Genomic DNA, 11,890 nt, shown 5'->3' with positions numbered 1-11,890 from the left:
GCATACGAGATGCGATATCAAAAATTCTTCTATCTGTCAACGGCATACGGATCTCAAGTCCGGCTGCTGTACTCATCTTATCAACATTCAGGTAAATATCACCTTCCAGCCAGATCTGAATATCTACATCAGACATCTTTGTCAACGGATCAAGACCTTCTGTCTCCTCGTAGATTCCTCGTGCAAGTTCAATCGGCAGTACGTCTGGATCGTATTTCTTAAGAATCTTCTGCTTCTCGTCTTCTTTCATGATATTGGTATTTCCAACATAGAAATTCTTCAGATTCTCACCATAACGTTCTGCGTTTCTGTACATGTTATAACCACCGAAGAATTCGTCAGAACCCTCTCCGGAATAACAGATCTTCGTATGTTCTGCTGTTGCATTACATCCAAGTGTAAATACAATCGCAGATGCATCTCCAAGTGGTTGCTCCATATTGTACATAACATAAGGTACAATATCAAAGAACTGCTCCGGTGTAATGATACTTCTGGAAAATTTTCTTCCAAGAAGCTGTGCTGTCTTCTCTGCAAGAACAGATTCATCAAATCTCTCTTCCTCATATCCACAACAGTCTGCCCGTTCTGCATCAGACATTGCAAGCACATAGGAAGAATCTACACCACCTGACAGGAATGACTCCACTCTCTCATCTGCGGTCTTCACTTCCGGCATGATTTCTTTCAGAGTATTATGGATCTCATCAGCCCAATCTTCCAGAGTCTTACTCTCATCCGGATGAAATTCCGGTTTCCAGTATCTGTGAATCTCAAGCTTTCCATCCTGCCAGATCAGATAGCGTCCCGGCAACAGTTTTTTCAGTCCACGGAAAAATGTATTTTCTCCGGCAACATAGGTCAGACTTAAATACAGCTGAAGCATCTCTTCATTCAGTTCTTTCTTAAATCCCGGCTGATCGATAATATCACGGATCATCGTTCCATAAAGAAGCTCTCCATCTTCTGTCTCATAGTAATAGAATGGTTTTGTTCCAAACTGATCTCTCAGACAGAAAAGTTTCTGCTCTTCCTCATCCCACAGAGCAAATGCAAACATTCCGTGCATATGATCTGCCATCTCGCATCCCCATGTCTGATATGCCTTAATCAAAATCTCATGTTCTCTTTCTTCTCTGGAAAGTGTAAGATCAATTCCAAGTCTCTCACAAAGTTCTTCCCAGTTACGAATATGTCCTCTGTATGTTTTTACAATTATCATCTGTTTAACCTCTCTTTTGTCACCATCTTTGGTTTTTGAAAGTTGTTTCTTCTCCCGCTTATATCCTACAGATATCGACAACTTTCACGGTTCAATCCTATTCTATCACACTAACTTTTTCTTGTAAATTCTCAACTGTCACTCTGATACCGATCTCGGTCTGAAGCATATATAACATATGTATTTTAGTCAGAATGCATCTCACCTTCATTCGCTTCTTCCATTTGCACTTCTTCTGCTGTGCTACTTCCTGCTATCTCTGCATCAACATACCCAAAACGAATCACTGCCTGTGGCCAGTTAAGGCTGATTCTTGGTTTCTTCCCTTTCTCCGCACCTGCTTTTTCAATCAGATCAAGCAATTCTTCCAGAACTGTTTTTGTCAGATAACCTCCGCGCCAGTGAAACGTCAGAATTCTTCCTTTCTTTGCCATCTGAAGTGCTCTTTTGTAAACTTCTTCCGGTTTTGTAAAAGACAGTTTCTTTTCTTTATAATAGAAATGATCTCCGTCCGTACACTTCATAGCCGGAGCGATCAAAGGCTCATGATCCCGGAAAATCGATTTATCTTCCAGATTGAAATAATCATAACGGATTTCTTCTCCGATCGTACAGTTTCTTGTAAGTGTATTATCAAATGTCGCATCTAAATGATAATATTTTCCATTAATCCGCACGATATTCCATGTATGACGGTATTTGATTCCCTTATCCGGATTATTCCCGCAAATAGCGATCATACACCAGACTCCAAGCTCATCGCACAGCACTTTCACCGCTTTTGCAATCCCCTCACAAACTCCGACACCCTGTCCTAACGGACCAATAATTTCATGTGAATAAGGTTTCTTCAATTTATCATATTTTACATTCTCGCAAATGAAATCATGAATGTATTTTTCTTTCTCTGATTCTGATAATTTCTGCGCCGGTCGTGCAAGTTTCTCTACTCTGGATTTCATTGCCTTCTGATGTTCTTTCACCTTCGCCCGGTCAAACAAATATTCCGGCAGAAACTGAATGTTCGGCGATTCCTGATAATAACGATACTTAAATCCCGTTGCCCAGAAAATCTCCGGATGATCCAGGCGCATCCGGAAGAATACATTATACAATTCTTCTCCGCTCATACGCGGTACCTGAATCTCCTTTTCCATCTGCAAGACCCCCTGGCAGATTGCATGATACGCCGCCTGCTGCATCTTGTTCATCTTACTATAATAAAATGGTTCCATACTTATCCTCTCCGGTCAGCAGAAAATTCTTCTATCTGAACTTTTTGTTTTTTTCCTTTCTTTTCCCAGATCATCAGACTGATTTTGTATTGGAGTGAATCTCTTGATGCAATAAATGGTTCCTCACGAAATATATTTATCCGAAATCCCTGTTCTTCTAACTCTCGTTTCCGCTCTGATGCTCTCTTCTCAGTCTTACGATTCTGATTTTCTTCCTCATCTGTGAATTTTCTTCTCGGGTAATTTGCTGCTGCCATCTTCAGTTCTTCCATCAAAAGATCTGTGACTTCTGCATGACGCTTTTCCTGCAACATCCCGGCAATCTTTTTTGCACTCCGCTTCCATGGATGTTTCTGATAAAACTTTAGACATCTTAGTAATTTTTTATCTTCTACTGTTGCCGCAAGCTCCTGCATCACTTGATGTGCTTCTGCCGACGGTACCCACGGATTTTCCCTTGGAACTACATATTGCTCTGAAACTGCCGGATAACAGCAATAATTCAGCGGCGGAAAGTCTGTCAGTACAGCTAGTTTCCGCTCCGTCTGATTACAGTATTTTGCTCCCAGATAATCCAGTTTATCCCGTACGATTGCAATCTTATATTCTATCTGACGCAGATATTCCGCACCTTTCACCCAGAAATGTCCGATTTCTCCATAGTCATATAAGTGTACTTCTTCACTTAAATCCTCAAAAAAAATCGTAACCACGGTCTCACCCTGATGAACTACAAGGACATAGGACTCCTCCGGTTCTTCTGTTACACTTAACTCCGCTTCTAGTTCACCTTCATAATCCTCTCTATACTGACCTGTCATCCTTGCATTTTCAAAGACAAGAAAGCTCTCTACCGCATCGTTCATCAAATAAACCAGCCGTAGTTTTTCTTCTGTAAAAAGCAGTTCAAACTGTCCTTGTTCCAGCACTTCTCCTAATTTCAAAAATGCTTCCGGCAATTGAATTTCACTCATTTTCCGCTCCCTCAGTGCATTTGTCTTCCAGGCACTCACGAATCTTGTCTTCTTTCAAATCCTCACCGATCACGATCAGAATCTCCTGTCCTTCTTTGATTGGATTTACTGTCATCTTCTGCGTTGTCGCATTCAGCTCCATCCAGTCTCCGGATTGATTCTTCATAAATCCTTTTACACGGAACACTCTTCCGATATCATTAAGATTTTTATTGTTTTCTTTTTCAGAATCATCTGTGTATCCACGTTTACCAAACAGCTTTTCCACAGCCGGAATCAGTTCTTCTTCTGTCCGATTCAGATTCATAAAATATAAGGTCTGGAATCCATCCTTTTCTGTACCTTCCGGTCTGCGAAATGACTCAATCTGATAGCTGCTGTTCTGAATCTGTGCAAAATCTTCCTCTGTCAGCATATCCCAGTCTTTTGCGATCACTTCTTTTTCAATTCTTCTGGTACATCCAATGCGTTCAAGAGAACGATTGACATGTGAAATAATTCTGTTTTCCTGTTCTTCACAAGCATTGTCCTTATCCAGCCTGCTCAGCACGATCACACCCGCATCCGCCGCCTCAGATCCCAGCAAATATTCCGCCTGATCTGACAGATTTTCTTCCAGTCCCGCATCTACGATTGTGATCACACTTCCGATTTCGTACCACCGATCCAGAGGTTCTTCTCTTAATCCATCAAAAAATTCATCCACGTCATAGATTCCCGACGGCTCCACGATTACTCTGTCATATCCACACATTGCCATAGAGATCAGCTTTGTCTTGAATCGTCTGCGGTGTGTCTCTTTATCACACCCTCCGGAAATCATTTCCAGTTCACATTTTTCTCCCTGCAGCTCCTGAAGAAGCATCATATCCACATTCACCGCACCGAAATCATTTTCCAGAATTCCGATATTCAGACCCTGACGAAGCAGGTAGGATGCATACTCTTTTATAAATGTTGTCTTTCCTGCCCCCAGAAAACCTGTGATCAAATCTATCTTTACCATGATTGTTCCTCTCATATCTGATATACTCGCACAATTTACTCTAACTATAATACCACAATCTCCTTGCATTTCAAGAATTCCTCGGCATTCTTCTGCGCATCTCTGTGGTCTTGCCAAAGACTATATCAGCTGGGAGATGACTCCCACCACTGATACTAGCTTGTTTCTCACCACCTATAGAGATGGGAGTCATCTCCCAGCTGATATAAATATAGAGTATTGAATCCACCGCCTGTTTTCCCTATAATAAACTTATCAACAATAAACGTTATTTTTTACGAAATTTTCAACATTTTTATCTCATCAAAACACACTTTGTGAAGATAACGCTTACGAAACGGAGAATTTATTATGGAATTTCAGAAGATCAGTTCCCCTTCCCTGAGGGATCTGTTTATTGAACAATTAGAACATCTGATTCTTTCCGGCAAGCTACCGGTCGGAGAGAAACTTCCGCCGGAACGCCAGCTTGCTGAAATGATGCAGGTCAGCCGTGCGGTTGTCAACAGCGGGATCAGTGAGCTGGAGAAGAAAGGATTCCTCACCGTAAAACCCCGCAGTGGAACTTATGTAGCAGATTTTCGCAGAAAAGGGACTCTGGATACATTGATTGCGATCATGAATTACAACGGCGGACGCATGCGTGATCAGGAGATTCGTTCCATCTTCGAAGTCCGCATTGCGCTTGATACACTTGCTGCACAGCTCGCCATCGACACGATCAGCGACAAAAACATCCAGCGTCTCCTCGAATTCGTTAATCAGATCCGTGATGCACAAGATGTCACCACTGCCATTGAAGCTGCTTACGAATTCCAACACGAGTTTGCCCTAATTTCCGGAAATACATTGATTCCACTTATTTTCCAATCTTTCCGAGCACCGATTTTTAATATGTGGGAACGTTATTGTGAACTCTATGGGATAGAAGAATTATATCGAAGCAATTATAAGACCTGGACCTATATCCGAGACCGAGACACCCAAGGAGCGATTGCATGGGTTCAGAAATCCATGCAAGACTGCATTGATGGGGAACATCAGATTTACTATGAATTGTAAATTTTGATTTGGTGCACGTAAACGAGAAGATATACTCAGATTCATCAGATCAGGAATGATAAGAATAAGTCGATAAACTTCCCTTTCAGTCAGCATAGGAAATTCTGTATTTAAGTGTTGAATTCGTTCCACGGCAATCCCTTCTGTCCTGGATAATGTAAGTGATGTGGATACTTTATTGTTGAGGACACATTTTAAGGCAGGAGCGGTTCTGAATACACTTTGTTCTGAATGTTAGAAAAAGCCCAAACAGAAATCACTCACGATACCTGTTTGGGCTTTTTCGTTACATTCATTCAAAGGGATGAAGAGGAGCGGGCCGGTGTCCGATGCAATAAAGTATCCACATCACGCCCTTATCCAACAAAAGTTTTTGCTTCATTACTCAGAATTCAAACGTCTAAATACAAATTTAAACTTCTGCTCTCGCCATTGCTTCCTTATAATCCTTCTGATCTGTAAAGATCTCATTCTTATAAGGATTCTTCTTCTGCTGTTTTGCTCTCTTAATAATTGCAGCCAGACAGATCACATTCGCTGCAAGTGCAATTACCGCGATCACACCCTGCATGGTTGGATTAGCACTTGTCGGTCTTACTGCTGCATCCATGAATCCGTCAGAATACAGAGCCGGAATTACTGAGAAACGGCTTGCATCCTGGAATAATGGGAATACCTGAGCAAACATACACCACAGTGCCAGTGTATTCGCGCGGTTCTGGATCCAGCCACCCTTGTTCCAGAACATATTTGCAAATGTTGGAGCAAGAAGCAATGCAACACCACAGTAGAATGCATGTGTTGTCAGGTTATTGTATGTGTACTCAAAATTCCACAGATCATATGCAATGATAAAGCACCATGTCATATCCGGCCAAAGCATATCATCATGTTTCTTGGATGTGTAGATTCCCCACCATCCTGTCATACAGAAGATATTCAGGATTCCGGCAATTCCGTTCACCCAGTTCCACCATCCACCATAGAGCCATACATTTTCTGAAGACAGCCACCAGCGGTCACCGAATTCTTTCATAGCCATGAATCCACGAATTCCTGATTCGAAATCACTTACTACTGCAATCAGAATATTGATTGCAACGATTGCAAACGGGAATACTTTGAACCATTCTGTCTTACCAATTCCCCATTTGTATTTCAGCATCATAAAACCAATACACCCTGCTGTTGCAGCATACAATTTTGCATAATGGAACCAGCTTGTCATATGTACATAAGTATCGTTATTCAGTGCCCATTCTGCACCATTTGCTGCACAGATATAGATTGCGATGAAATACACTGTAAGTATAGCCGGAATAGCTCCAAAACAGATCAGTCCACCGATTTTTGTACGTCTTGCAAATTCATTTGCAAGAACAAGTCCGGCAAACACCAGTACCCACCCTAACAGCTGCCAACCGGCACCATCGCCATAAATTTGGAATAACATAATTATCCCCCTCCTTCTTTTAATTGGTTATACCAACCTATTGTTATCTTTTTAACATTATACTCTTCTTATTATTATGCGTCAATAAATGCACCTGTTTCTCCTATTTTTCAGCACTTTATAATAAAATATCTCTCCGTATTTTTGTATTTTTACAATAGATTTGCGTTTTGGCATCTGGTATGACCACATCCACATCATTTTCTTTCTGACGATTCAGAAAATTCATTTAAGCATTCTTATTTTTGAGTTATCTAACAATTCAATATTCATTTTATTCTGTTTTATGCGTACTTTTCTTGATTTTTTTCATGTTTTTGCAAGAATACATATATATTTCTTGCAAATTTCACCTCAACTGTTTATAATTACATTAAAATGCACTATCAAGACACTAGAAAACATATATGTATTGTGAGGATGAAAACTATGAATTCAAATGATATATTAATTGCAAACACTGACGATCTGCGCAGTGATATGGACTATTTAGAGAAAACACTTTTGAAAGGACACCGCATTGATCCGAATCTTTATGAAGAATATGATGTAAAGCGCGGACTTCGTGATTCAACCGGCCGAGGAGTTCTTACCGGACTGACTGAAGTATCCGATGTCTGTGGATTTGATGTTGTAAACGGACGTAAAATTCCTGCTGAAGGTGGACTTTACTATCAGGGAATCAATGTCAATGACCTTATCAACGGTCTGAAAGGCAAACGTTTTGGATTTGAGGAGACAACTTTCCTGCTCCTTTTCGGACGTCTTCCAAAAAAAGATGAATTAGAGCATTTTCTGAAAGTTTTATTTGAATTAGAAGATCTAAGCGGACGTTTTGTTCGTGACGTTGTCATGAAGGCCTCAAGCTCTAACATCATGAACGCACTCCAGCGCTGTGTTCTTACTTTATATACATATGATGAGAACCCGGAAGATATTTCTGTTGAAAATGCACTGCGTCAGGCTCTTGAACTTATTGCAAAGCTTCCACTGATCGCAGTATATTCTTATCATGCATACAGACATTTCCGTAAAGATGAGACACTTCTGATCCGTAATCCGGAGAAAGGACGCTCTCTTGCCGAAAATATTTTGTACATGCTTCGTCCGGATGGACAGTATACAGAACTAGAAGCCAAGGTTCTTGATGTTGCACTGATCCTTCATGCAGAGCACGGTGGTGGTAACAACTCTACTTTCACAACTCACGTTGTTACTTCTTCAGGAACAGATACTTATTCTGCAATCGCTGCTTCCATCGGTTCTCTGAAAGGACCTCGTCATGGTGGTGCAAACCTGAAAGCGCAGGGGATGTTTGATGATATTAAGAAGTCTGTCAAAGACTGGACTAACGAAGATGAGATTCGTGAGTATCTCCGCCTGATTCTTGATAAAAAAGCCTTTGATAAGACGGGACTGATCTATGGAATGGGACACGCAGTCTACACAATCTCCGACCCAAGAGAAAAGATTTTGAAGAGCTATGCACAGAAGCTTGCTTCTGAAAAGGGACTTGAAGATGAATTCGCACTTTATGACCGCGTAGAAAGAATCGCCGGTGAAGAGATCATGACACACAGAAAGATGCTGAAACCTGTCTGTGCTAATGTTGACTTCTACAGCGGATTTGTTTATACAATGCTGAATATTCCGGAAGAACTTTTCACACCACTCTTCGCGATTGCACGTATCACCGGGTGGAGTGCACATCGTCTGGAAGAACTGTTAAATGCCGGTAAGATTATCCGTCCGGCATACAAATATGTTGGGCAGCATACAGAATTCCATGACCGTAATGACAGAAATTAATTATTTGATACCTGATTATTATTCTAAGTTCACCTGCATCGCCGACCGCTGTCCGATCACCTGCTGCCAGGAATGGAAGATTGGCGTCGATGCAGATACGAACCGTAAATGGAAGAAACTCCAGGCTCCGGAAACCGTACCTGAACAAAAGAAAAATTTAAGCGCTTATACGATTAAAAAAGATGGACAGCGTGTGATAGGTCTGGACAGTGATCATCGCTGTCCATTCCTTAACTCTGAGAAGCTCTGCCGCCTTGTTGTTGCTTACGGCGACAAAGTCCTATCAGAAACGTGCACTACATTTCCACGAGAGGAGCATCGCTTTCCGACACATAACGAGAAAATGCTGATGCCTTGCTGCCCTGCAGTGATTGACCTGTGGAACAAACAGAAGTCCCTGCATTTCCCAAATGTATCAGACACTTTGTCCGATACTGGCGATACAGATACTTCTGTCCTTTTCCTCTTGCGTGAAAAACTACTCAATCTTTTAGATGATTCTTCCAGAACAATTGAAGAGGAACTTTTGGAAAGCTTCTATATTCTTCAGGAATTATACCAGCATCAGCCATTAACAAAAGAACTGTTAGAAGATTATTTTTCTGATAGCACAGTGAGAGAACTTGGAAATGCGATCTCAGATATAGACCTTCCACCTTTGGATCTGATCTGTGAATGTAACGAACTGTTACAAGATCTTTCCGTAAACTATCAAAAAGAAGGGCTCTATCAGGATACTCTGAATCCAATTCTTGCTTTGGCTGAAGAAATATCGGAAGCCCTTTCGGACAGTACTGAAAATCCTGATGATACTAAAGCTTACGAATCCACTTTACTGGAACAATGGGAACAATTCACACAATACTTGAGCCCTTATGAACCACTGCTTCGCAATTTTCTGCGCAACGAGATTTTCTCCGATCTCCTGCTTCCTGGAAATGACCTCGAAAATATGCTCGTGCAGATGCAATGGAGCGCGCTTGAATACGCGGCGTTCCGCCACAGCGTTTTCTTAAGATGGATGCTGGATGGCACAGACGCAAACGTTTCTGAAATTTCTTACGAAACGTTGAGACAATATCTTGTGATCATTACACGAATGACCGGATATGAAACAGCTGATATTTATGAATATCTGGAAAACAGTTTCGAATCCCTCTTATGGGACTGGGGCTACTTTGCATTAATTATAGGAAACTAAAAAAGGATTATGTGATTGGCACAAGTACTTTTTGCCCTTCACATAATCCTTTTTTCAGAGTTATCACAAACTATCTCATACAAATGTACACAACATACACTGCATAAAGAAGTAACATGATAATACCTTCTTTTCTATTAAGTTCTCTTTTCGTCCATGCCATGATCCATCCAATAACACTGAACACGATCAGCACTGCAATATCAATGATATTTTCTGTCAAAAATGCGACCGGTGAAATTGCTGCCGCAATACCAAGCACCATGAGAATATTAAAGATATTGGAACCGATTACATTTCCAAGTGCCATATCCACCTCACCTTTTTTTGCTGCTACAATCGATGTAACCAGCTCCGGAAGGCTTGTTCCAAATGCAACTACAGTAAGACCGATCAGAGTCTGACTGATTCCAATTGCCGCCGCAACTGTACAGGCACCGTCTACTACCCAGTCACTTCCGACCGCAATCGCTACTGCGCCGAGAATAATGTAAATCACACTCTTTCCCATAGACATTTCCTGAATCTCCTCCGCTTCCAGAAGATACTCTTCCTCTTCCACTCCCGGCTCCACATTTTTCTCACGAGATGTCTGTGCTGAGCGGATCATGTAGAGGATAAACGCCAGGAATAAGATAATAAATACAACTCCATCTATATGTCCCAGTGACATTCCGGCTGCACCAAGAATCAGAAGCAATACCGCACACAGAATAGATATCGGAAAATCAATCTTTAACGTATTAATCTGAACTGCCACGGAAGTAAAAAGCGTGCAGGCTCCGACTACAACCATGAGATTGAAAATATTAGATCCTACCGCATTACTGACTGCAAGTGCATTGTTTCCCGTAACTGCTGCCGTCACACTGACCGCAGTCTCCGGAAGGCTCGTCCCCATCGCCACAATCGTCATTCCGATGATCAGTGACGGAACATGATACCGTCTTGCGATACTGCTACACCCCTCAACAAATGCATCTGCACCTTTTACAAGAAACACAAATCCAATAATTAAAAGTACCACTGCAAATGGCACACTTTGAAACAAATCACTCATCTTTTATTTCCTTTCTGCTATACTATATTCAACCTCATTTTATGCTAATCCAGACAGATGCTGGATCAAAATCCTAACACCTAAAAGCACCAGGAGGATTCCACCAACCAGTTCTGCCTTATGTTTATATTTCCCACCAAAATAATTTCCAATCACTACACCAACAATAGAAATAATCATTGTCGTAATTCCGATGATCGTAATTGCCTCAAGAATCGGTGTGTCCAGAAATGCAAATGTGATTCCGACTGCCAGCGCATCGATACTCGTCGCAACGGCAAGTACAAACATATTTCTATGATCCAACGGCTGATCTTTTACTTCAACAATATCTTCTTCGTTCCATTCTTTTACTGCCTCCAGAATCATTTTCCCACCGATAAAGCCAAGCAGAATAAATGCGATCCAGTGATCAATACTTGTAATATACTTTTGGAACTGAATTCCAAGAATCCATCCCACAAGCGGCATTAATGCCTGGAACCCTCCAAAATACAATCCGATCACTACCGCCTGTTTCTTATTCAGCTTCTTCATTCCAAGGCCCTTACAGACAGACACTGCGAATGCATCCATCGCAAGCCCGACCCCCATCAACAAAAGCTCGATAAATAGTGCCATGTTTCTCCTCTTTTCTTTTTTCTTCTGTATCTGTTCCGCTACAATTGCAGTGCGCATCCTGAGCGGAGCGTTTTTTATATATTAGGAAAGGACTTTCCTAATATATAAAAACAAAGAGACCCACGTATGTTCTATGATAAGAGAACTGCCTGCTTGACATAACAAACTCGTCCTCTTATTTAAAACATACATGAGTCTCATTCTTTAAGATTTGCCAGGTGATCTTTTAAAACTCATTCTCACCGGT

At 41.3% G+C, this 11,890-nt stretch carries 10 protein-coding genes; 3 read left to right on the top strand and 7 right to left on the bottom strand.

The features are described from left to right. From LI162_RS12685 to LI162_RS12670, 4 genes are all read right to left on the bottom strand, one after another. Positions 1–1,222 (bottom strand): asparagine synthetase B family protein (locus tag LI162_RS12685; protein ID WP_227156766.1); only part of this gene is annotated, 1,222 nt, incomplete at its 3' end. A 185-nt stretch (positions 1,223–1,407) separates the two neighbouring features. Further along, positions 1,408–2,457, bottom strand: a complete 1,050-nt coding sequence (locus LI162_RS12680; protein ID WP_020437086.1) for a transglutaminase domain-containing protein — start codon at positions 2,455–2,457, stop codon at positions 1,408–1,410. Between the two features lie 2 nt (positions 2,458–2,459). Continuing rightward, entirely contained in the window at positions 2,460–3,431 is a 972-nt protein-coding gene (locus LI162_RS12675) for a DUF3878 family protein (RefSeq protein ID WP_020437087.1), read from the bottom strand. Continuing rightward, a complete protein-coding gene (locus LI162_RS12670; RefSeq protein ID WP_196020551.1) occupies positions 3,424–4,437 on the bottom strand; it encodes a GTP-binding protein in 1,014 nt (337 codons plus the stop codon). Before LI162_RS12670 ends, LI162_RS12675 begins: the two co-directional genes overlap by 8 nt. 351 nt (positions 4,438–4,788) lie before the next feature. On the opposite strand from LI162_RS12670, the gene LI162_RS12665 reads away from it, so the two are divergent. Beyond that, positions 4,789–5,499: a FadR/GntR family transcriptional regulator gene (locus LI162_RS12665; RefSeq protein ID WP_155205061.1), complete on the top strand. Its 711-nt coding sequence runs from the start codon at positions 4,789–4,791 to the stop codon at positions 5,497–5,499. A gap of 412 nt (positions 5,500–5,911) precedes the next feature. On the opposite strand, the gene LI162_RS12660 is transcribed toward LI162_RS12665, so the two are convergent. Beyond that, positions 5,912–6,952, bottom strand: a complete 1,041-nt coding sequence (locus LI162_RS12660; protein WP_020436067.1) for a DUF5692 family protein — start codon at positions 6,950–6,952, stop codon at positions 5,912–5,914. Positions 6,953–7,381: 429 nt separating this feature from the next. On the opposite strand from LI162_RS12660, the gene LI162_RS12655 reads away from it, so the two are divergent. Both LI162_RS12655 and fliB read left to right on the top strand, forming a co-directional pair. Further along, positions 7,382–8,761, top strand: coding sequence for a citrate/2-methylcitrate synthase (locus LI162_RS12655; protein WP_020436066.1), 1,380 nt, complete (start codon positions 7,382–7,384; stop codon positions 8,759–8,761). Further along, on the top strand, positions 8,748–9,962 hold the full coding sequence (gene fliB, locus LI162_RS12650; RefSeq protein ID WP_020436065.1) for a flagellin lysine-N-methylase: 1,215 nt from the start codon (positions 8,748–8,750) through the stop codon (positions 9,960–9,962). The genes LI162_RS12655 and fliB overlap by 14 nt, the downstream gene beginning before the upstream one ends. Before the next feature lie 70 nt (positions 9,963–10,032). Here the strand turns inward: fliB and LI162_RS12645 are convergent, their stop codons facing one another. Further along, positions 10,033–11,022: a calcium/sodium antiporter gene (locus LI162_RS12645; protein WP_020436064.1), complete on the bottom strand. Its 990-nt coding sequence runs from the start codon at positions 11,020–11,022 to the stop codon at positions 10,033–10,035. Between the two features lie 39 nt (positions 11,023–11,061). Further along, positions 11,062–11,643: a manganese efflux pump MntP gene (locus LI162_RS12640; protein WP_155205060.1), complete on the bottom strand. Its 582-nt coding sequence runs from the start codon at positions 11,641–11,643 to the stop codon at positions 11,062–11,064. Positions 11,644–11,890 lie beyond the last annotated feature (247 nt).

Origin of the sequence: Mediterraneibacter sp. 210702-DFI.3.120, assembly GCF_020561005.1 — a bacterium.
Lineage (GTDB): Bacteria > Bacillota > Clostridia > Lachnospirales > Lachnospiraceae > Mediterraneibacter > Mediterraneibacter faecis.
This window is presented reverse-complemented; position numbering and strand designations above follow the sequence as displayed.

Coding starts and splice junctions, on each gene's coding strand:
- LI162_RS12680 (WP_020437086.1), bottom strand. CDS start 2,457: ATGGAACCATTTTATTATAGTAAGATGAACAAGATGCAGCAGGCGGCG.
- LI162_RS12675 (WP_020437087.1), bottom strand. CDS start 3,431: ATGAGTGAAATTCAATTGCCGGAAGCATTTTTGAAATTAGGAGAAGTG.
- LI162_RS12670 (WP_196020551.1), bottom strand. CDS start 4,437: ATGGTAAAGATAGATTTGATCACAGGTTTTCTGGGGGCAGGAAAGACA.
- LI162_RS12665 (WP_155205061.1), top strand. CDS start 4,789: ATGGAATTTCAGAAGATCAGTTCCCCTTCCCTGAGGGATCTGTTTATT.
- LI162_RS12660 (WP_020436067.1), bottom strand. CDS start 6,952: ATGTTATTCCAAATTTATGGCGATGGTGCCGGTTGGCAGCTGTTAGGG.
- LI162_RS12655 (WP_020436066.1), top strand. CDS start 7,382: ATGAATTCAAATGATATATTAATTGCAAACACTGACGATCTGCGCAGT.
- fliB (WP_020436065.1), top strand. CDS start 8,748: ATGACAGAAATTAATTATTTGATACCTGATTATTATTCTAAGTTCACC.
- LI162_RS12645 (WP_020436064.1), bottom strand. CDS start 11,022: ATGAGTGATTTGTTTCAAAGTGTGCCATTTGCAGTGGTACTTTTAATT.
- LI162_RS12640 (WP_155205060.1), bottom strand. CDS start 11,643: ATGGCACTATTTATCGAGCTTTTGTTGATGGGGGTCGGGCTTGCGATG.